General features: G+C 57.9%; 18 protein-coding genes. 9 read left to right on the top strand and 9 right to left on the bottom strand.

The window, feature by feature from the left end:
- The first annotated feature begins 129 nt into the window (after window positions 1-129).
- The gene (locus tag HP564_RS03760) at window positions 130-1,449 is read left to right on the top strand and encodes an MFS transporter (RefSeq protein WP_371240674.1); all 1,320 of its coding nucleotides are present in this window, start codon (window positions 130-132) and stop codon (window positions 1,447-1,449) included.
- 52 nt (window positions 1,450-1,501) lie between these two features.
- On the opposite strand, the gene HP564_RS03755 is transcribed toward HP564_RS03760, so the two are convergent.
- The 3 genes from HP564_RS03755 to HP564_RS03745 all read right to left on the bottom strand — a co-directional run bounded on the left by HP564_RS03755 (window position 1,502) and on the right by HP564_RS03745 (window position 4,984).
- On the bottom strand, window positions 1,502-2,482 hold the full coding sequence (locus HP564_RS03755) for a LacI family DNA-binding transcriptional regulator (protein ID WP_371240282.1): 981 nt from the start codon (window positions 2,480-2,482) through the stop codon (window positions 1,502-1,504).
- A 182-nt stretch (window positions 2,483-2,664) separates the two neighbouring features.
- On the bottom strand, window positions 2,665-3,729 hold the full coding sequence (locus HP564_RS03750) for a sugar phosphate isomerase/epimerase family protein (RefSeq protein WP_371240280.1): 1,065 nt from the start codon (window positions 3,727-3,729) through the stop codon (window positions 2,665-2,667).
- 16 nt (window positions 3,730-3,745) lie between these two features.
- Window positions 3,746-4,984 carry an MFS transporter gene (locus HP564_RS03745; RefSeq protein ID WP_371240278.1) on the bottom strand — a complete coding sequence of 413 codons (1,239 nt, stop codon included), beginning with the start codon at window positions 4,982-4,984 and terminating at the stop codon, window positions 3,746-3,748.
- A gap of 267 nt (window positions 4,985-5,251) precedes the next feature.
- Between HP564_RS03745 and HP564_RS03740 the strand changes: the two genes are divergently transcribed.
- Together HP564_RS03740 and HP564_RS03735 are read left to right on the top strand one after the other, a co-directional pair.
- Window positions 5,252-5,416 carry a hypothetical protein gene (locus HP564_RS03740; RefSeq protein WP_371240276.1) on the top strand — a complete coding sequence of 55 codons (165 nt, stop codon included), beginning with the start codon at window positions 5,252-5,254 and terminating at the stop codon, window positions 5,414-5,416.
- 89 nt (window positions 5,417-5,505) lie between these two features.
- Window positions 5,506-5,754, top strand: a complete 249-nt coding sequence (locus tag HP564_RS03735; protein ID WP_371240274.1) for a YqjD family protein — start codon at window positions 5,506-5,508, stop codon at window positions 5,752-5,754.
- 70 nt (window positions 5,755-5,824) lie between these two features.
- Here HP564_RS03735 and HP564_RS03730 read toward each other — a convergent pair whose 3' ends face one another.
- Window positions 5,825-6,022: a DUF1289 domain-containing protein gene (locus HP564_RS03730; protein WP_371240273.1), complete on the bottom strand. Its 198-nt coding sequence runs from the start codon at window positions 6,020-6,022 to the stop codon at window positions 5,825-5,827.
- Between the two features lie 269 nt (window positions 6,023-6,291).
- Window positions 6,292-7,494, bottom strand: coding sequence for an FAD-dependent oxidoreductase (locus HP564_RS03725; RefSeq protein ID WP_371240271.1), 1,203 nt, complete (start codon window positions 7,492-7,494; stop codon window positions 6,292-6,294).
- A gap of 148 nt (window positions 7,495-7,642) precedes the next feature.
- Here HP564_RS03725 and HP564_RS03720 point away from each other — a divergent pair, with 148 nt between their 5' ends.
- Entirely contained in the window at window positions 7,643-8,407 is a 765-nt protein-coding gene (locus HP564_RS03720; protein WP_371240269.1) for an SDR family NAD(P)-dependent oxidoreductase, read from the top strand.
- A 15-nt stretch (window positions 8,408-8,422) separates the two neighbouring features.
- The gene (locus HP564_RS03715) at window positions 8,423-8,710 is read left to right on the top strand and encodes a hypothetical protein (protein ID WP_371240267.1); all 288 of its coding nucleotides are present in this window, start codon (window positions 8,423-8,425) and stop codon (window positions 8,708-8,710) included.
- A 17-nt stretch (window positions 8,711-8,727) separates the two neighbouring features.
- On the opposite strand, the gene HP564_RS03710 is transcribed toward HP564_RS03715, so the two are convergent.
- Window positions 8,728-8,991, bottom strand: a complete 264-nt coding sequence (locus HP564_RS03710) for a hypothetical protein (protein WP_371240265.1) — start codon at window positions 8,989-8,991, stop codon at window positions 8,728-8,730.
- Window positions 8,992-9,088: 97 nt separating this feature from the next.
- Complete coding sequence (locus tag HP564_RS03705; RefSeq protein ID WP_371240263.1) at window positions 9,089-10,543, bottom strand: sugar porter family MFS transporter; 1,455 nt, start codon at window positions 10,541-10,543, stop codon at window positions 9,089-9,091.
- Window positions 10,544-10,900: 357 nt separating this feature from the next.
- Between HP564_RS03705 and treZ the strand changes: the two genes are divergently transcribed.
- The 4 genes from treZ (at window position 10,901) to HP564_RS03685 (ending at window position 17,852) form a co-directional block, all read left to right on the top strand.
- The gene (treZ, locus tag HP564_RS03700; RefSeq protein WP_371240261.1) at window positions 10,901-12,688 is read left to right on the top strand and encodes a malto-oligosyltrehalose trehalohydrolase; all 1,788 of its coding nucleotides are present in this window, start codon (window positions 10,901-10,903) and stop codon (window positions 12,686-12,688) included.
- Window positions 12,685-15,183 (top strand): malto-oligosyltrehalose synthase, encoded by a 2,499-nt coding sequence (gene treY, locus HP564_RS03695; RefSeq protein ID WP_371240259.1) that lies wholly within the window; start codon window positions 12,685-12,687, stop codon window positions 15,181-15,183. The genes treZ and treY overlap by 4 nt, the downstream gene beginning before the upstream one ends.
- A gap of 64 nt (window positions 15,184-15,247) precedes the next feature.
- Window positions 15,248-17,323 (top strand): glycogen debranching protein GlgX, encoded by a 2,076-nt coding sequence (gene glgX / locus HP564_RS03690; RefSeq protein ID WP_371240257.1) that lies wholly within the window; start codon window positions 15,248-15,250, stop codon window positions 17,321-17,323.
- Window positions 17,324-17,666: 343 nt separating this feature from the next.
- The gene (locus HP564_RS03685) at window positions 17,667-17,852 is read left to right on the top strand and encodes a general stress protein (protein WP_371240255.1); all 186 of its coding nucleotides are present in this window, start codon (window positions 17,667-17,669) and stop codon (window positions 17,850-17,852) included.
- 217 nt (window positions 17,853-18,069) lie between these two features.
- Here HP564_RS03685 and HP564_RS03680 read toward each other — a convergent pair whose 3' ends face one another.
- Together HP564_RS03680 and uraH are read right to left on the bottom strand one after the other, a co-directional pair.
- A complete protein-coding gene (locus HP564_RS03680) occupies window positions 18,070-19,374 on the bottom strand; it encodes a hypothetical protein (RefSeq protein ID WP_371240253.1) in 1,305 nt (434 codons plus the stop codon).
- A 209-nt stretch (window positions 19,375-19,583) separates the two neighbouring features.
- Window positions 19,584-20,006 carry a hydroxyisourate hydrolase gene (gene uraH / locus HP564_RS03675; RefSeq protein ID WP_371240251.1) on the bottom strand — a complete coding sequence of 141 codons (423 nt, stop codon included), beginning with the start codon at window positions 20,004-20,006 and terminating at the stop codon, window positions 19,584-19,586.
- Between the last annotated feature and the right edge of the window lie 134 nt (window positions 20,007-20,140).

The raw sequence follows: 20,140 nt of genomic DNA, 5'->3' as shown, positions 1-20,140 counted from the left end.
CCTACAACCTGCTGCCGCATCAGCGGCGTCTAAAACGATAAACACATTACCTCTTAACCTACCCTGCGTGAGCCGTGGGCAAGCCTGCTGCTGCCCAAATCCGGCAAAGCGCCAAACGAGGTCGACATGATGAATACCGATCTGCATGCCTCTACACTCAGGCAGTTAAATACAAAAATAATCCCTTTCATCGTTATCTGTTATTTCGTCGCCAATCTGGACAAGACCAATATCTCTATTGCCGCGCTGCAAATGAATGCTGACTTAGGCTTGTCAGCCAGTATGTATGGCCTGGGCGTCGGTATGTTTTATGTCTCCTATATTTTGTTCGAAATCCCGAGCAATGTGATCATGACCAAAGTCGGCGCGCGCCGCTGGATCGCGCGCATTATGGTGACCTGGGGCATCGTCAGTATGGGCATGGCGTTTGTGAACAGCGCGAATCAGCTTTACGTGATGCGGTTCCTGCTGGGCATGGCGGAAGCAGGGTTTGCCCCCGGCATTATCTACTATATCTCCTGCTGGTTTCCGAAAAGTCACCGCGCTCGCGCCATGTCGTTCTTTTATATGGGGTCGGTTGCCGCGTCCATTATCGGCCTGCCTGTTTCAGGTGCGCTTCTGAATATGAACGGGATCGCTGATATCGCCGGCTGGCGCTGGCTGTTCGCGCTGGAGGGGTTCCCCGCCATCGCGCTCGGCGTGCTGGTGTTATGGCGTCTGCCCGATTCGCCTGACCACGCGGCCTGGCTTTCCCCGCAACAAAAATCCTGGCTGCGCCAGCGTCTGCAACAGGACAATGCCGGGGTCGAAATCAGTGAAAATCACGCGTGGCTGAGCGCGCTAAAAAATAAAACCGTGCTGCTGCTGAGCCTGGTCTGGTTTCTGCAGGCGTTTGGCTCCATCGGCATTACCCTGTTTATGCCGTTGATCGTCAAGAGCATGGCCGCCGGTCAGAGCAATGTCGTTATCGGCCTGCTCTCCGCGGTGCCGTTTGCGCTGGCCTGCCTGTTTATGTATCTCAACGGCCGCCATTCCGATCGCACCCATGAACGCTCATGGCATATGGGACTGCCCCTGATCTTTTCGGGCCTGTCGCTGGCCCTGGCGATCTATTCCGGCAACCTGCTGGTCGCCTATTTTCTGCTGGTGCTTACCGTAGGCTTTAACTTTGCGCTGACACCGGTTTTCTGGGCCGTTACCACGGAAAAACTGGCCGGGGTGGCCGCCGCCGCGTCTATTGCGTTTATCAATACCGTGGCGAATTTTGTCGGTCTGGGGCTGCCCCCCTTGCTCGGCAAAATTAAAGATGTGACCAACAGCTATCACTCTGGACTACTTATTGTGGCCGCCGCGCTGATTATCGGTGGGGTCATCGGCATTCTGATTTCGCGCCCCTCACGCCGTGCACTCAAGCCGCTTTCACGGACCGAAGCCGGTAGCAGACAGTGACAGCAGCACCCGGGAGCAGGTGGCGCTGCCTGCTCCCGACGTGGGGCTTGCACTAGGCGCTGGCACGTTCGATCAGATGGCCCTGCATAATTCTGCGCTCCGGCGCAGAGTCGGGCTGGCTAATTTTTTGCAGCAGCAGCCTGCAGGCATGACGTCCAATATCACGCGAGGGCTGCGCCAGCGTGGTCAGGGGCGGCGAGACCATTTCCGCCAGTTCGGTGCCGTCAAAACCGGCAACGGCTATGTCGTCCGGTACGCGAAGCCCTGCCTGCTGGATGGCCGCCATCGCTCCGGCGGCAAGCGTGTCTGACACCGCAAACACCGCATCCGGGCGTGCTTTCTCTTGTAACAGCGCCATCATGGCTTGCTTACCCGCGCTGAAACTCAGCTCTGTGGCATAGCTGATGGCTTGCCACCTCAGCTGGCAGGCTTCCAGCTGTTGCAGATAGCCCTGCTGACGCAGCCGGGCATATTTATAGCTGAGGTCATGGTTTATGAGCGCAATGCGCTGGTGCCCTTTTTCAGCCAGATAGTTCACCATCCGCTGCGCGGCATCGCTGTCATTGATCCCCACGCAGGAGATATCCCCCGCATCAGCATACTCTGCGCACTGTACCCACGGCGTGCTGGCAATAAGCTGGCTCAGCTCCGGTAGTTTACTGAAGGCATCCATCGTGATGATGCCCTCGACAATTTTTCCGGAAAGCAGTTGCAGGCTGGAGCGGGATCGTGCGATCTCTGAGCCGGAATTACAGAGCAGAATACGGTAGCCGTTCTTTTCCGCCTCCTCTTCAATCCCTTTGACCACCTCAGCACAGAATGGGTTGGAGATATCCGACACCAGAACCAGAATCATAAAACTGCGAGCGGTGCGCAGCTGGCGTGCCAGCAGATTAGGCTGGTAGTTATTCTCTTTGATCGCCAGCAGGACTTTTTCGCGATTGCTTTCCTTTACCGTGCCGCTGTTATTCAGCACGCGTGATACCGTCGCGACGGAAACGCCCGCCAGCCGAGCGATTTTTTGAATGGACATGGCAGCAGCTCAGGCTGTATGAGGTGACAGGCAGGCTATCATAAAACCCGGTGAACAATAAGCGCGCCCGGCGTGCTGGCCTGCATTCGCTATCGCCTCCGCGTCAAGGTTATCCCCCGGTTCAGGCCTCTGCTCTGCTCCGGGGTGATGACATCGCTGCCGGTAAGGGTGACAGACCTCATTTACTTCTCCTGTTGCAGGCCAAGCTGGGCGCGTATATCAGAGAGATCGCCCTGTTGCGCGGCGAACGCGTCGAAGGCGCGATCGGCCACCGGAATAATGTGGCGCTGAATAAATCTGGCACCCTCGCGGGCACCGGTTTCACTCTCTTTCAAACAGCACTCCCATTCCAGCACCGCCCAGCCGTCATAATCGTACTGGGCCAGTTTGCTGAAGATGCCGTTGAAGTCGACCTGGCCGTCGCCCGGCGAGCGAAAGCGACCGGGGCGATCTATCCAGCGTTGATAGCCACCGTAAACCCCGCTGCGACCATTCATCAGATATTCGGCATCTTTAACGTGAAACGCTTTAATGCGCGGATAGTAGCAATCGATAAAGTGCAGATAGTCCATGTGCTGAAGCAGCAGATGGCTGGGATCAAACAGAATGTTGCAGCGCGGATGGTCATCCACCGCCGCCAGGAAGCGCTCAAAGGTGACGCCATCATGCAGATCTTCACCCGGATGCAGTTCAAAACAGAGATCGATACCGTGGCGGTCAAACTCATCCAGTATCGGCCGCCAGCGGCGTGCCAGCTCAGCAAATGCCGCCTCCAGCAGCGCCGGGTTGTGCGGCGGCCAGGGGTAGACATAGGGCCAGGCGAGTGAGCCGGAAAAGGTCGCGTGTGCGGCCAGTCCGAGCTGTGCCGAGGCCACCGCCGCCTTTTTCACGCGCGCAACGGCCCAGGCCGTGCGCGTTGCGTTATCGCCGCGCACAGATGCCGGAGCAAAGCTGTCAAAGGCGATGTCATGTGCCGGATGCACGGCAATAAGCTGCCCTTCAAGATGCGTCGATAGTTCACTGATCACCAGCCCATGGGTCGCCAGCAAGGCGGTGACCTCATCGCAATAGGCCTGACTGGTTGCCGCGCGATCCAGGTCGAAGATAGCGGGATGATGACAGGGAATTTGCAGCGCCCGATAGCCGAGCCCTGCCGCCCACTGCGCCAGCCCCTCCAGCGTATTAAACGGGGCCTGCTGCCCGATAAACTGCGACAGAAAAATGCCTGGTCCCTTGATCGTTTTCACATCCACCTCCCGTTAATCAGGCCGCTTCATCCCGGTATTTAAAGGTGAAGAGGAAAAGAATAGCGATCGCCGCTGCCCCAACGGCCGGGATCCACCAGAAAAGCGCCCAGTTTTCTGCCGTGCCCCGATCGGCCACCAGCCGGTTGTAAAGCGCCCCAGAGAGTTGCGAGCCCAGTAACATGCCGATGCCGTAGGTAAACATCACCACCATGCTCTGCGCCTGGCCTTTGACTTTCTCTCCGGCAATCCGGTCGGTGTAGATAAAGCCCACCACAAAGAAGAAGTCATAGCAGATCCCGTGCAGCAGAATGCCCAGATAGATCAGCGCGCGCCCCTCGTCCCCCATGCCCGTTGCAAACAGCGCATAGCGCACAAACCAGGCCGCCATACCGATTAGCAGCATGTATTTCACGCCAAGGCGACGAAAGAGCAACGGGATGATCAGCATAAAAAAGATTTCAGACATCTGGCCAAAGGACATGGCAGTGCTGACATTGGTGACTCCGGCATCGGCCAGCCACGACGCGGTATAGGCATAGTAAGTTCCCAGCGGAATGGAGATGAGCGTGGCGCACAGCGCAAAGACAAAAAAGTGACGAATTTTCAGCAGTGCAAAGGCATCCGCACAGAAGAGATCGCGTACTTTCAACGGTATCCCTTTGGCCGGTGCTGGCGTGTGGGGCAGCGTCAGGCTGTAAATCGCCAGCACCACCGAGCAGGCTGCGGCCAGGGTGAAAATTGTGGCGCTGGCAGCAATACCGGCGAAGCCGATAAAGATACCCGCCACGATCCAGCCAAGGGTGCCGAATACCCGCACCACCGGAAAACTTTTATCGCTGCTGGCGAGGCTGTGAAAGGCAATGTTATTGGCGAGTGCCAGAGTAGGCATAAAGCAGAGCGTGTAGCCAAACAGCAGTGCCATGAGCAACGCGCCATTTTCAGCCATTAACGCCGAGGGGACAAACCAGAGCAGCACCGCGCCCGCGAGATTCATCACCGCCATCACCTTTTGCGACGGGAAGAACCTGTCTACCAGCATCCCCAGCACGAAGGGAGACAGAATGGAAGCAACTGGCCCCGCTGAAAAAGCATCACCAATCAGCAGTGACATATTGTGCCGGGTCATCACCAGCCCCAGCGTCACCGACCAGCTTCCCCAGATAAAAAACTGCATAAACATCATCAGCGAGAGCCGGGGTATCAGTAACCGCTGCTGTTTCACTATGCTTTCACTCCCCGTGACTGCCGTAGCCATACAGACCTCACTTAAAAAAGTAATCGATTACATATCGTGAAATGCAGGGTAATTGATGCCACATAGCGGCGCTGATGGTGCGATCACAGTTTGCATATTTTCCGTACACACGGCGTTCAGTCTGCCCGGTTTACGTCGTCAGAAAAGCGGATATGCATCTCGCTGCTCAGCGCCCTCCGCCTGACTGAAGCCTTCTCTTACTGCATTTGCTGCCTGCCTGTTTGCCCGCTACGCTTTGAACGAACGTTTTTTCGCCAGGAGAGACAAATGAAACAGCTGGTAATGATTTTTTTGCTGGGTATGGGCGCGCTTGCCGTCACCGCCTGCGCGCCACGTCCGCATGACGCACCGCCGCCGCCACACCCGCCCAGCGGGCAACATCCTCCGGGTGCACCTGGCGGTAGCGGTCCGGTCGGCCAGCCCCAGTCCTGAAGTGAAAAAGGGAATAAAAACGTAAATGCCCAGCATAACCGTCGGGCTTTGCTACGCTTTACAGAGTGCTAACCCAAAGGAGACGAACTATGTCAGGAAAAATCGAAGATACCGTTAAAGAACTTGCCGGTGCCGCTGAGCAGCAGTGGGGCGAAGCCACCGATTCTCCGCGTCATCGCGTTCGCGGTGCAGCGCGTCGTTATTCAAACCAGGCGTCTTACGCTGCGCGCGACGCGGCGGACTGCATTAAAGATCAGGTGCAGTCAAACCCTCTGGCTGGCCTGGCCGTAGCCGGTGCCGTTGGCGTCGTAATCGGCTTCCTGCTGGGTCGTAAGTAATCCAGTTCGCCTCCTCGCATTCTGCGGGGAGGCAGGAAACCGGCGCTTTGCCCCTGCCCGGCTTCCTGTTTCACGACTTATCGTTCGGCTTCCGGTTCTGCCGTAACAGCCTCATCCGGCCTTGCAGCGCGCCTGCAAGGGCTTTTTGCCGGCAGGGGGTCAGCTTACGCCACTTCTGCGCCTCTTCGCGGATGCGTCCGCCTCCTTCACACCAGCCGCTTTTCCCGTTAAACCTGCACAAATCAACACAGGGCGATTTTATTGCCACAGGTCACCTCTTCAGTCAGCCATTCGCTTTCAGCCAGTCAGTCTACATCAGCACATAGACTTTCTGGTATGTGGTACCCACGCTGCCAGTGTTTATCCTCTGCCTCGTCCTCTGTCAGCGTACTGGCTTCTGGCTGACGCTGGGCCTCTCCTGCGTGCTGACCGTTGCGCTTTTTGTGCTGTAGGCGCTTCTGCTTAAGCGCTGTGGGATAAGCCTGTTGTAGCCGCTGCTGCGCATCATTTTTAGGGCGTGTTGCCGCCTGTTCAGCTTCAGCGCGCCCGGATCGCGCGCGGTTTTTCCATACGGAATCCCAGCCCAATCAGGCGACCAATAATAAAGCGCAAAAATGGCCATTTGCGCAGCATACCCGGCATCGGGTTTTTCCCGCCCGCGTCGGGTCTTTTGCGGCTCATTTTGATTTGCAGAAACTGGGTAGCCACGGTAGGAAACTGCCGCCGCTTTTGCACCTGCGCCAGATCGCGCAGTCTTACCTTACCGCGCCGCAGCGGCCCGGTGAGATAGTTGGCGGCCGCCACTGCATCCTGAATCGCCAGATTGACGCCTACGCCGCCGATGGGCGACATGGCATGTGCGGCATCCCCGATGCAGAGCAGACCGGGCCTCATCCACTTATCCAGCCGATCGATCCGAATCGACAGCAGCCGGATCTGCGACCAGTCGCGGAGCATGCCCAGCCTGTCAGCGCTGAAAGGGGCAACGCTGGCAATGCGCTGGCGCAGCGCCTCTATGCTTGTATGTTGTAACGATTCAAACTCACCCTTTTGAATCGTCAGGCCGCACTGCCAGTCATCGCCACGATCGATAACGATGAAATTATTGCGCGGCCCACTGTGGCCCGTGCCCATTACCGGATCGCCCGGCTGCTTCTCCAGCTGAAACCAGATAACATCGCGCGGTGAGCCAAACGACTGGCCCACCAGCCCCGCTTTTTCTCTGACCGCCGAATGGCGCCCGTCCGCACCAATGACCAGCTGCGCGCGAACAGTAAGCGGCTCCCCGTTGTGCTGCGCAGTCACGCCGCACACGCGGCCCTGCTCAACAATCAGATCGCTGAGCACCGTCGACGGCAGCAGCCTGAAGCCCGGAAAGGCCGCGCACTCGCTGGCAAGAAAATTCAAAAAATCCCACTGCGGCATAAAGGCGATAAAGCGGCAGCGCACCGGCAGGCGAGAAAAATCAGCCATCGTCACCTCTTCCCCTCCCATCTCGGCCTGTAGCGTCTCTGCGCGCTGGTGCGGCAGCGCCAGCAGCCTGTCGAGCAGGCCGAGATGGTGCATGACCTCCAGCGTCGAAGGGTGAATGGTGTCGCCACGAAAATCGCGCAGGAAATCGGCATGTTTTTCGATGACCACGACCTGCAGGCCCGCGCGCGCCAGCAGATAGCCGGTCATCAGCCCGGCCGGGCCGCCGCCGACAATACAGCAGTCAGCGGAGAGCGTGTGTAATGACATAAAAACTCCCTGGTTATCGCCTCAGTGTAGGCCAGCCGTCAGCCACTAAACAGCGACAGGTTGCAGGGTTATTGTCGCCCGACTTGAACCTTTCCATCTGGCTGCCAGGCTTAAAGGTAACGTCAATTACCCACACTAAGGAGAGAGCATGTCGAGATTTACCGGAAAAGTCGTGGTGGTGACCGGCGCGGGATCGGGTATTGGTCAGGCGACGGCGCAACAGTTTGCCCGTGAAGGCGCGGCGGTAGTGCTGGTGGGTCGAACCCGGGAAAAACTGGAAAAGAGCCTCAGGCTGCTGGCGCAGGGCGATCATCTGGTTGCGCCGTGCGACGTCGCGGAGGTGGACCAGGTTAAGGCGCTGCGCGACCGCGTAGCGGAAAAATATGGCCGCGTTGACGTGCTGGTGAACAATGCGGGCAGCGTGGTGCAGGGGCGCATCCATGAGGTCAAACCGGACGACTGGCATCAGCTGATGAAGGTCGATCTGGATGGCGTCTACTACTGCATTCACTACTTTATGCCCGATCTGCTGAAAACCCGGGGCAACGTGGTTAATATCTCGTCGGTGTCGGGCCTGGGCGGCGACTGGGGAATGAGCGTCTACAACGCAGCCAAAGGCGCGGTGACCAACTTTACCCGTTCGCTGGCCATGGACTATGGCAGCGATGGCGTGCGTGTTAACGCTGTCTGCCCCGGTTTTACCTTTACCGATCTCACCGCAGAGATGAAAGAGGACAAGACGCTGCTGGAACGCTTCTATGACCGCATTCCGCTGGGCCGTGCCGGCCAGCCTGATGATATCGCCAGCGCCGTGCTGTTTATCGCCAGCGATGATGCGCGCTATATCACTGGCGTCAACCTGCCGGTCGACGGCGGTCTTACTGCCTCTAACGGGCAGCCCAAACAGGCGTAACGCCGAGGAGAGAAGATGAACCAGGACTATCTGATTTTTGGTGCAGGCTATCATGGCGAGGTAAAGAGCCTTGAGGCGGGCCAGGTGGAGATAGAGGTCGAGATTAAAGCGCCCGACGAAACAGAGAGCAGCACCTCGCCCAACCGCGAAGCTCTGCAACACTATACGCTGCCCGTCACCGTCATCGCGGTAGACGGCAAGCGCTATAACGTCGCCACGGAAGAAAATCCGAGCGAAGATGAGGTGAAAGAGGCGGTTACCCGCTGGCAGCCACAGCCGATTCAGGCTGACGAGCTGCTGTAATCCGCCGGGGCGCGGCATCACTCCGGTGCCGCCGCCTCCGCACGCTGTCGCTCTACCAGTACCAGCGGACACTTTTTTACTTTGCAGGCGTGGCTATAGGCCAGCGCACAGACCGAACAGAGATCCCCTTCTGACTCATATTCATACTCCGTAAAATAACGGACGCCAGCACGCTGCGACTGTGCGGCGCGGAACGACGCTTCTGCCAGAATCAGGTCCAGCTCACGGAAGGTCAGCGCGGAGGGATTGTGAAATCCCACTTTGATGCGATAAGTAGCCATAGCAGGATTATTCCCGGACGGGAGCTGATGGGCCAGACGGTAATAGTATTTGGTGTGATAGCTGCGGATTATCAGCGAGATAATCCGCAGCCGGGGCTTATGCCGCGTCGCGTGCGGGCGTCGTGTCTGTTTCGCCAAAACGCTCACGCATCAGCGTTTCGATCTGCTCCAGCGATTTCCCGCGCGTTTCCGGCAGCATGATGGCAACAAACGCCAGCGAGGCTACGTTAATCACCGCAAAGATAAAAAAGGTATTGTTACCCGCCAGTGACAATAGCGGGGGAAAGGCAAAGGCGACCGCCGCGTTACAGACCCACTGGAACGATACCGCCGCCCCGGTCAGCACGCCGCGTACCTTCATCGGAAACAGCTCTGACATCAGCAGCCAGTAGACCGGCGAGATACACATCTGCATAAAGAACAGGAACAGCATAATACAGGCGAGCGCCAGCAGGCTCTGCGTCATGTTCTGCGGCATAAAGACCAGCACCGATCCCAGCGCCAGCTGTGCGGCAATGACCACGCCAAGTCCGGTCATCAGCATCGGACGACGGCCAAATCGCCCGACCGCCCGGATACCCGCCATGACCGCCAGCACAGAGACCACCCCGTTACCGATAGTCGCCGCGATCGAGGCGCTGGTGCCCATGCCGGTCGTTTTCAGAATGATCGGCGTGTAGTACATAAAGGCATTGACGCCGGTAAACTGGATAACAATCCCCATGCCCGCGCCCAGCAGCAGCAGACGTACCACCCACTTCTCGCGCAGCAGCTCGCCAGCCGACGGGCCGCGCGCGGCTTCACGCGCCTGCTTACGCATCGCCGCCATCTCTTTGCGCACCTCACGCGGGGTTTCACGGAGCTTTCTCATGATGCGCATCGCCTCTTTGATGCGCCCTTCCGCCACCAGCCAGTGCGGCGACGCGGGTACAAAAAAGGTGCCGATGAACAGCAGGGCGCCAGGGATCATCGCCAGTGCCAGCATATAGCGCCACATCTTCGGGTCATGTAGCAGGTAGCTCATCAGCGCGCTGACGACATAGGCCAGCAGCTGGCCAGAAACGATCATCAGCTCATTGCGGCTCACTAATGGTGCACGATGACGCGGACCCGCGATTTCGGCAATAAATACCGGAACGGTGGAAGAGCCGCCGCCCACCGCGATCCCCAGCAGTAATCGCATGGCAACCATTACCTCCACGTCAGGCGCAACGGCGGTGCCGATCGCACCCGCCACAAAAATCAGCGCCAGGCTACGCAGGGTAATGCGGCGGCCAAAGCGATCCGAGACGTAGCCGCTGAGAAAGGCCCCCACCGCCGCGCCAAAGATCAGTGACGACGTGACCAGTCCTTCGGTAAAGGGGGTGAGATCCAGACCGCCCTGGTCGGGCGGCAGCGTCATGTAGGGGAGCGCGCCGGAGATAATGCCGGTGTCGTAGCCAAACGCCAGCGCCCCCATCGTCGCCACCAGAACGACAAAAAACAGTCGCTGGCGTACGGTATCGGCTGAGGGTGCGCCGCTGTCGGTTGATTCAGGTTTAGTCTGATCCACATTCACTCCATGAAGGTTAACGCCCTGAATTTGCCCATAATTTAGCCAACCCAGGTAAGAGTACCAAGTATAGATGCACTTTTTAATTTGTGACGGCGATCACCTGTTTTTCTCGCAGTGTTCCTCCTCCCTGCCCGCTCCCTCTCCGGCAACTCTGCCAGCGTGAACTATGATTGATTGGCGTATGGCGTCAGAGTAAGCCAGCGTCGGTCGGCCCGCAGGCTGGCGCGGCAGACCAGCCCTCTCTGCTGATGGCGCTCCATACCGGTTTCCGTCTTACCCTTTGCTTCTGCATCGCCGGCCGCGCGCCGCGCGGTGTGGTTTATCGATCACATTTGATTCAGACGAGGTTATTGAATGGAGTCAGTATCATTTACCAAAAGCTGGGGCGCCGAATATGTCGCCAGCGATGCCGTTCGCTTTCGTCTCTGGGCTCCGGGTCAAAACAGCGTCAGCCTGCGCCTCAATGGGCAAGACACGCAAATGAGCCCGGCAGAGAATGGCTGGTTCGAGCTGCTCTCAACCGGGGTCGCCCCCGGCAGCGAATATAACTTTGTACTGGCCGATGGCACGGTGGTGCCCGATCCCGCCTCACGTGCGCAGAAAGAAGAGGTCAACGGCCCGTCGCTGGTGGTCGATCCTGAACACTATCGCTGGCAGCATACAGAGTGGCAGGGACGTGCCTGGGAAGAGAGCGTGGTGTATGAGCTGCATATCGGCACCTTCACGCCGCAGGGCACCTTTCGGGCGGCCATTGACAAGCTCCCCTATCTGGCCGATCTCGGTATCACGATGATTGAGGTGTTGCCCGTTTCACAGTTTGGCGGCAACCGCGGCTGGGGCTATGACGGTGTGCTGCTCTATGCGCCACACGCCGCCTACGGCACGCCTGACGACTTCAAGGCTTTTATCGATGCGGCGCACGGCCACGGCCTGTCGGTGGTGCTCGATATTGTACTTAACCACTTTGGGCCAGAGGGCAACTATCTGCCGCTGCTGGCACCTGACTTTTTCCATAAAGAGCGCGTTACGCCCTGGGGGGCCGGTATCGCCTACGACGTTGACGCGGCGCGTCGCTATATTGTTGAAGCGCCGCTTTACTGGCTACAGGAGTACCGCCTCGACGGGCTGCGCTTCGACGCCATCGATCAGATTGAAGATACCTCCGCGAAACATGCGCTCATCGAGATTGCTGAACGCATTCGCGCAGCAATTACCGACCGGCCGATCCACCTCACCACCGAGGACAGCCGTAACGTCATTTTTCTCCATCCGCGCGATGAAAACGGCAACACCCCGCTCTTCAGCGGCGAATGGAATGACGATTTCCACAATGCGATTCACGTTTTCGCCACGGGAGAAACCCACGCCTACTATCAGGATTTCACACCCCATCCGGAAAAATATGTGGCACGCGTGCTGGCAGAAGGGTTTGCTTATCAGGGCGAGGTGTCGCCGCACAGCGGCGGGGCGCGCGGCGTTGACAGCCGGGGGCAGCCGCCTGCTGCCTTTGTCGACTTTATCCAGAACCATGACCAGGTCGGCAACCGCGCGCTGGGCGAACGCCTGATCTCTCTTATCGGCGCGGAGCGCAATAAAGTGCTGCTCGCCACGCTTCTGCTGTCGCCCCATATTCCGCTGCTGTTTATGGGCGAAGAGTATGGCGAAACCCACCCTTTCCTTTTCTTTACTGATTTCCATGGCGACCTTGCCAGAGCGGTGCGTGAAGGCCGGGCCAAAGAGTTTGCCGGTCACGCCGGACATGAAGGCGAAAGCGTGCCCGATCCCAATGCCGAAGAGACTTTTATCCGTTCAAAGCTCGACTGGCAGAAGCTGGAAAGTGAGGAGGGTCGCGCCTGGCTGGCGCTGTCGCGCAAACTGCTGGCGCTGCGTCAGCAGCATATTGTACCGCTGCTGGCCTCGGCAGGTGGCCACAGCGGTAAAGTGGAGCACAGCGCAGAGGGCTTTATCCAGGTGAGCTGGCACTTCCCGGCGGGTACGCTGTCGCTGGCTCTCAATACTGGCGAGACGCCGCAGCCGCTGCCCGAACAGCCCGGTGAGACCCTTTTTGCCTGGCCGGAGCAGAGCCGCGATCTGCCGCAAAACGCTATCGTCGTACGCCTGCATAAAGGAGACGCGCAATGACCATTCCCGCTTCGACCTATCGCATTCAGTTCCGAAACGGCATGACTTTCGCGCGCGCGGCGGCGCTGGTGCCCTATATCAAACGGCTGGGCATCACGCATCTTTACGCGTCGCCGATTTTCACCGCCACCCGCGACTCGACCCACGGTTATGACGTGACCGACGCCAATGAGATCGATCCCGCTATTGGCGGCCGTGCCGGGTTTGATCAGCTGGTTGAGACGCTGAAGCAGGCGGGCCTTGAGCTGATCATCGACATTGTTCCCAACCATATGGCCGCCTCGCTGGAAAACGCCTGGTGGCGCGATGTGATTGAGCACGGTGAGCAGAGCCGCTATGCGCACTACTTCGACATCGACTGGTCACGCCGCCTGACGTTACCTTTTTTAGGCGACACCTTTGAAGCGGCACTGGAAAACGGCGAGATTACCCTCAAAGCCGATCCGCAGAGCGGTAAACCGGCACTGGCTTACTATGAAAGTTTCTACCCGCTGTCGCCCGAGAGCTGGCAGGGAAAGGAAGCGGAAGTGCTGGCACTGACCGATAAGGCGCAGATTGCCGCGCTGCACGACCGTCAGCCCTGGCGACTGATGTCGTGGCGCGACGCGCCGCGCGACCTCTCCTACCGTCGCTTTTTTGAAATTACCGGCCTGGCGGGCGTGCGGGTGGAAGATCCCGAGGTCTTTGCCGACAGCCACCGCCTGATTCTGGAGCTGGTGCATTCCGGCGCGGTCAGCGGCCTGCGCGTGGATCACGTCGACGGACTGGCCGATCCCAAAGGCTACCTGGCGCAGTTGAGCCAGCACGCGGGCCCGGCCTGCTATATCACGGTAGAGAAAATCCTCGGCGAAGGCGAGCAGCTTCCGGCGGACTGGCCGGTCTCCGGCACCACCGGCTATGAGTTTATCGCCTCGCTCTCCGACGCGCTGGTGGATGGCCGCCAGGTCGCTGCGCTGCGCCAGGCTTATGACCAGGCGATCGGCGAGCCGGTGGATATGCGCGCTGAACTGCGCGACGCCAAGCAGCTGATGGCGGATAAAAACTTTGAAGGTGAATTCACCACGCTGCTGACGCTGGCGGGCACCATGGCCAGCGCGTCTGAAGTGACGCTGATGGAGAGCGATCTGCGCGCCGCGCTGCGTGAGCTGCTGGTGGCGTTTCCGGTATATCGCAGCTACGGTACGCCTGAGGGAATGCCTGAGGAAGGCACCGCGCTGCTCCAGCGCGTCGCGGAAACGGTGCGTCGCGACGCCCCTGGCCTGCAGCCTGCCGCTCTCGACTTTCTGCTGCGGATCCTCAATGCAGAATGTGATCCGACGCTGGCTCAGCAGGCCACCACTTTCCGAACCCGCTTCCAGCAGTTAACCGGTCCGCTGATGGCGAAATCGGTCGAAGATACGCTGTTTTTCCGCCAGCATATGGCGCTGGCGCTGAATGAGGTCGGCGCGGAGCCGCTGCCGCGCGCCTTTTCACTGGCCCGCTTCCATGACGACATGCAGACGCGCCTGGCGCGCCAGCCTGACGGCCTGAGCAGCACCTCGACGCATGATACCAAGCGCGGGGAAGATGCGCGTGCGCGCCTCTATACCCTGACCGAAGCGCCGCAGCGCTGGGCAGAGAATGTTGCCCGCTGGCAGCAGATAAACCGCGATGCGGTGGTTCAGCTCAACGACGGCCCTGCGCCGGAACCGGCGGTAGAGTGGATGCTTTATCAGGCGCTGGCGGGCGTCTGGCCTGCCTCCGGTGCACCCGATGCCGAGGCGCTGGCGGCCATTGAGCCGCGCTTTATCGGCTTTGTCGAAAAAGCGCTGCGCGAGGCAAAGCTACGCACCAACTGGGCGGATGGCAATGACGACTACGAGCAGGCGGTACTGAATTACGCGCGACGCCTGCTCTCGCCGGCAAACGCCAGCTTTTTGGCGGACTTTAGCCAGGCGCTGCTCCCCTTTATCGCCGCTGGCCTGGTCAACTCTCTCAGCCAGACGGTCATCAAGCTGACCGCGCCTGGCGTGCCCGACATTTATCAGGGCAGTGAAGCGCTGAACTTCAGCCTGGTCGATCCCGATAACCGCCTTGAACCCGATTTTGCAGCGCTGCAAAAGATGCTGGATATCACCAGCGACTTTGCGACGGCGGAAGGCTGGCACAGCGGGCAGCTTAAACAGCAGGTTATTGCGACGCTGCTGCCGCTCCGCCAGCAGCATGCGGCGCTGTTCCGTCACGGCGACTATCTGCCGCTGGTGGTCAACGGCAATGAGGCCTCTCACGCCGTGGCCTTTGCCCGTGCTGATGGCGAACACGCTCTGATTGTGGTGGTTCCGCGCCTGGCTTTTGCCCGCCAGCGCATCAGCGAAGGCACCGCCATTGCCCTTAAAGCCCCGCTGGCGCAGCGCCGCTACCGCAATATTTTCACAGGAGAAATGTGTGACCTGACCGACCGGCTTAGCCTTGTTGCGCTTAACAGCGGCGCTCCGCTGGTACTGATTAGCGCCTGACAGAAAAAAGATGTCATTCATCGCGTTGTGTGTGGATAGCGTTTTACTGAATGGAGAAAGATAAATGTCTCAGGGTACACATTTTGAAATTACCTCAGGTTCGGGCCATCAGTTAGGTGCCAACTATGATGGTGAAGGCGTTAACTTCGCTATCTTTTCTGCCCATGCCGAGCGCATTGAACTCTGCCTGTTTGATGAGAGCGGTCAGAATGAGATCGCCCGTCTGGAGCTGCCAGAGTTTACCCATGAAGTGTGGCACGGCTATGTGCCGGGGCTGAAGCCCGGCGCGCTTTACGGCTACCGCGTTTACGGTCCTTACGATCCGGAAAATGGCCATCGCTTCAATCCCAATAAGCTGCTGATCGACCCTTACGCGCGTGAGCTGGCGGGCGATATCGCGTGGAACGAAGCGCATTTCGCCTACGATCTGCTGCATGAAGATAAAGATTTGACCTTTGATACCCGCGACAGCGCCCCCTTTATGCCCAAGTGCCGCGTTATCGACCCTGACGAATTTGACTGGCAGGACAATAACCGTCCAGATATCGCCTGGCCGAATGTGGTCATTTACGAGACGCACGTTAAGGGCTTTACCCAGCTGAACTCAGCGCTGCCAGAGGCGCTGCGCGGTACCTACGAGGGCATGGGCCATCAGGCCACCGTCGACTATATCAAGAGTCTGGGCATTACCTCGGTCGAGCTGCTGCCGGTGCACTGGTTTCCGGACGATCAGCACCTGCTTGATAAAGGACTGAAAAATTTCTGGGGCTACAACTCTATCGGCTTCTTCTCCCCTGCGCCGCGCTATTACGGTCCGCGCGGTATTCAGGGCTTCCGCGATATGGTGCGCGCCTTCCACGACGCTGGCGTAGAAGTGATCCTTGACGTGGTCTATAACCACACGGCCGAAGGCAATGAGCTTGGGCCGACCCTGTCGTTTAAAGGGATAGATAACTTCTCTTATTACCGCACCCTGCCCGATCAGCATCGTTACTACATCAACGATACCGGCACCGGCAACACGGTGAATACGTCACATCCGCGCGTCTTACAGATGGTGCTGGACTCGCTGCGCTACTGGGCCGAGTCGATGCATATCGACGGTTTTCGTTTCGACCTTGGCACCATTCTTGGCCGCGAGCCGGAAGGGTTTGACCAGCGCGGCGGCTTCTTCGATGCCATCATGCAGGATCCGGTGCTGTCAAAGCTGAAGCTGATTGGCGAGCCCTGGGATATCGGCCCTGGTGGCTATCAGGTGGGCGGCTTTCCGCCAGGCTGGGCGGAGTGGAACGATAAATATCGTGATACGGTGCGCGAATACTGGAAAGGCGACAATGTTTCTACCGACTTTGCGGCCCGTCTGCTCGGCTCCGGCGATCTCTACGATCAGCGCGGTCGTCGTCCCTGGGCCAGCGTTAACTTTATCACCGCCCATGACGGCTTTACGCTGAACGACCTGGTGTCTTACAACGAAAAGCACAACGAAGAGAACGGCGAAGATAACAATGACGGCCACAACGATAACCGCTCATACAACTATGGCGCGGAAGGCCCGACCGAGGATGAAGGTATTAATGCCGTGCGGGAGCGGCAGAAGCGCAACTTCCTTGCGACGCTGTTTTTCTCGCACGGTACGCCAATGCTGCTGGCGGGCGACGAGTTTGGTCGCAGCCAGCTGGGGAACAACAACGGCTACTGTCAGGACAGTGAGATCTCCTGGGTGCACTGGGACAATCTGCCTGCCAGTGCAGAGGCGCTGCGTGAATTCACGCGTCACGTGATCCGCCTGCGTGCAGAGCAGCCGCTGCTGCGCCGCGAGAGCTGGCGCGACGGCATGGAGATTAAGTGGTTCAACGCGGGCGGTGGCTTCCAGCAGGCGGAGCAGTGGGAGGAAGGCTCTACGCTGGGGGTCTATATTGGCCGTCCCGATTTGCAAACCGAAGCGGGCATCTGGCATGACGTGCTGATGCTGATTAACCCCTTTGAAGGTACCGTACCGTTCCGTATTCCGCAGTTTGGCGAAGGCGGTTGGGTGCTTGAGCTGACCACGTCTGATAACGATAACCGTGGGCTGGTCATCACTAAAGAGAAGGATTTTGAGCTGGAAGGCCGCAGCCTCGCGCTCTTCAGACGGCCCTGATTCCGTGCTGTGACAGCCTGTGCCGTGCCCGTTCCGTCGGGCACGGTTTTTTTTCGCCCTTTATACTGCTGAGCTGCCCATAACATTATTTATGTGACATGCTTCACATTTTTACGTCATCTGTTAATTTGTACAACTAACTTCATTGTTGTACAAAAATAAAAAAAATCCCTTTTTGTGCCGGACGATTAGAAAAGAAAACATTAGGAAATCATTATTTCTCTCATTGAAAACCCATAAGTTTCATACAAAATGACACATTGCAAAATATGCCACTCCTCCACATAGTTAATGCGTATTCAGTTTCTTTTTAATTATTTTGTTTTTATAGAGAGGAATTCGTATGACTCAGCATCGTGGTGGAGCAGGTAATTTTGCCGAAAATCTGGAAAGAGCTCGCGAAGCAGGAAAGAAAGGGGGCCAGATGAGCAGCGGCAACTTCAAATATAACCGGGAACGTGCGGTGGAAGCGGGTCGGGCAGGTGGCAAGCTCAGCCGCCGCTCAGCGGCAGATAAAAGTTCCAGCTAATGTTAAAGCAGCCGGGAGTTGATGCCCGGCTGCTTTATTAAAAAAGGCTACGCGATAATTCCGCATACGGCGTAAAGTTCCTGATGTTTTACCCCCCCCCCTGCTTCTGACAGCGTCACTCTGACTATTTATCCCTCTCCAGCTTCTGGCGCACTAAATAAAACACCAGCCTTATTCAGAGTGGGTAAATATATTTCCCCTTCAGGAAAACCTGCCGTTACGCTTTATTTTTCAGTCGGGATTCGCGCGCAAAAATAAAATGCAGCATGCTACTGCACGCGTGCGCCTGCGGATCCAGCACGCGATTCAACACACTGACATAGTCCATCACCAGCCCCGGCGTCCACGTCATGCCTTCGGCTCTGCTGCGGATCAGGCTCAGCAGCCAGAAGTCAGGGTTTAGCAGCGCTTCGTAGCCGCGATTTCCCAGCAAGCCTTCTGTGGCAACGTCCAGCGCCTGTATCACGGTGGTTGAGCAGTTGCGCGAGGTCAGATTGTAACGACAATCCCCGCGATGCCTTGCCCAGTAATGGCGCAGCGCCTGCTGATTATAGTGCCGCAGCGACAACCGCTTATCTGGCAGGCACCCGTTTTTTATCTCCCGCTCAAGTGACTCCTGATGAAAGCCTGCTACGTCATTCTCTTCGCGTGCATGTAGCATCTGTAAAAAGCCGCTGAGGTGGCAGGTCAGATCCTCAACCGGATAGAGGCTGACATAGAGGCTTTCGCCCATCTCCAGTGCGGTATGGCCCGTTGAGACCTTTCCGCGATGGTCGATAGCCGCAACCCAGCGGTCAAAACCGGGACGGCGTCCCACTACACTCCCCGATCCCAGCGGCGTCCAGATATAGATTTTGAGCGGCGTGCTGGCTGGCTCACCCGCATAGGGCGAATGCAGATAATCCAGGCCGTGTGGCCTGCGCAACCCTTTACGGGTAAACAGCGGCAGTGCCGCCACGCTGGTATTGGGCGATAGCGTGCGGACCTGCCAGGCCATCTGAAGCAAGGAGAGTGCCCAGGCCAGCAGCAGGATCGCAAACCCCAGCGGGATAATAATGTGATGTGGCAGCGGCCAGTCCATGATAATCAGCAGGCTGAATAACCACTCCGCCCCACCCGTGGCCAGCTTATATTGCCAGCGGCGGCAGCGCATCAGACTACAGGAGATAATGCGAAAACCCCCGTCAAAGATAAAGGCGGTGGCGAACAGCCAGGCCAGACAAACGCCTTTCATCTGTGGCGCAGCCAGCAGAATGCCACCCAGCGCGATCAGCACAAACGCCTTCATTTTTGCCTGCCAGCTGTCTGATGTCATCAGGCGAGCGCGCCAGACCTGCATAACGCCCTCAGCGCTCAGGAAAAGACCCAGCAAGCAGAGCGGTATCAGCAGCGTGCTGTGAACCAGCATATCCAGCACAATGCCTGCGCTGGCGGCCAGGCAGAGCAACCCGCTAAGCAGCAGCCATGGACAGCTGGCGCGTAGCGCCGGGCCGCCCATTAATAAAAAAAGCAGTCGCAACAAAGCCGTACGCCCCTGTCAAAACGTCTTACCCCAGTTTGTCTTGTTGGATGTCCGGTGGCATGGAACGTTCCTTTCCCGGCGGGTCATATCCTTATCGTTGACGATTGGTTGTGTTAGTGAGCGCAGCGTACGTCAGAAAGATTAGTTTTCGCTTAATCTTCAGGACAAAAAAAAAGCCTGAAGCAGTTTAGCGCTTCAGGCCGTGTGAATCAGTTGCCGCGGTAGGTTGAATATCCGTATGGGCTCAGCAGCAGTGGAATGTGGTAGTGCTGGTTGCTGTTATCAAGCGTAAAGATCACCGGGATCTCCGGGAAGAAGGTTTTCTGTTTTACGCCCGCGTAGTAGTCGCCGGTTTTAAAGACCACTTTATATTCCCCCTGCTCCGCCTGCTTACCTGCGGGATAGAGCGCGCTGATGCGGCCATTAGCATCGGTTACGCCGGTTGCCAGTTTCACCCAGTTACCGTTCTGGTTTTGATCCAGCTCGACCGCCACGCCAGGCGTCGGAATGCCAGTCTGCAGATTCAGAACGTGTACGCTGATGGCATTTTTCATTGCAGCCGGTTCCGCTGCGGCGGCAGAGAAAGCACAAGCCAGAAGGGCCGCACCCGAAATCGTTAATACATTTTTCATAAGTCATCCTTTTTTTATGTTGACGCGTTCAGCCTAAACCAGCCGCCGGGCGATGGCCTGATTTCACGCTGCGTATCTGAAATTTCTGAGACGCCCCCGGCTCCCCTTTTTGCGCCAGCGCCTGTCAGCCAGTA

It is taken from the genome of Pantoea sp. KPR_PJ, from assembly GCF_041386365.1.
GTDB lineage: Bacteria > Pseudomonadota > Gammaproteobacteria > Enterobacterales > Enterobacteriaceae > Pantoea.
The sequence above is the reverse complement of the archived record's forward strand: the minus strand, read 5'-3'. Positions and strand labels throughout refer to the sequence as shown.

Coding starts and splice junctions, on each gene's coding strand:
- uraH (WP_371240251.1), bottom strand. CDS start 20,006: ATGAAAAATGTATTAACGATTTCGGGTGCGGCCCTTCTGGCTTGTGCT.
- HP564_RS03725 (WP_371240271.1), bottom strand. CDS start 7,494: ATGTCATTACACACGCTCTCCGCTGACTGCTGTATTGTCGGCGGCGGC.
- HP564_RS03720 (WP_371240269.1), top strand. CDS start 7,643: ATGTCGAGATTTACCGGAAAAGTCGTGGTGGTGACCGGCGCGGGATCG.
- treZ (WP_371240261.1), top strand. CDS start 10,901: ATGGAGTCAGTATCATTTACCAAAAGCTGGGGCGCCGAATATGTCGCC.
- HP564_RS03760 (WP_371240674.1), top strand. CDS start 130: ATGAATACCGATCTGCATGCCTCTACACTCAGGCAGTTAAATACAAAA.
- HP564_RS03745 (WP_371240278.1), bottom strand. CDS start 4,984: ATGGCTACGGCAGTCACGGGGAGTGAAAGCATAGTGAAACAGCAGCGG.
- HP564_RS03735 (WP_371240274.1), top strand. CDS start 5,506: ATGTCAGGAAAAATCGAAGATACCGTTAAAGAACTTGCCGGTGCCGCT.
- HP564_RS03685 (WP_371240255.1), top strand. CDS start 17,667: ATGACTCAGCATCGTGGTGGAGCAGGTAATTTTGCCGAAAATCTGGAA.
- HP564_RS03755 (WP_371240282.1), bottom strand. CDS start 2,482: ATGTCCATTCAAAAAATCGCTCGGCTGGCGGGCGTTTCCGTCGCGACG.
- treY (WP_371240259.1), top strand. CDS start 12,685: ATGACCATTCCCGCTTCGACCTATCGCATTCAGTTCCGAAACGGCATG.
- HP564_RS03715 (WP_371240267.1), top strand. CDS start 8,423: ATGAACCAGGACTATCTGATTTTTGGTGCAGGCTATCATGGCGAGGTA.
- HP564_RS03710 (WP_371240265.1), bottom strand. CDS start 8,991: ATGGCTACTTATCGCATCAAAGTGGGATTTCACAATCCCTCCGCGCTG.
- HP564_RS03740 (WP_371240276.1), top strand. CDS start 5,252: ATGAAACAGCTGGTAATGATTTTTTTGCTGGGTATGGGCGCGCTTGCC.
- glgX (WP_371240257.1), top strand. CDS start 15,248: ATGTCTCAGGGTACACATTTTGAAATTACCTCAGGTTCGGGCCATCAG.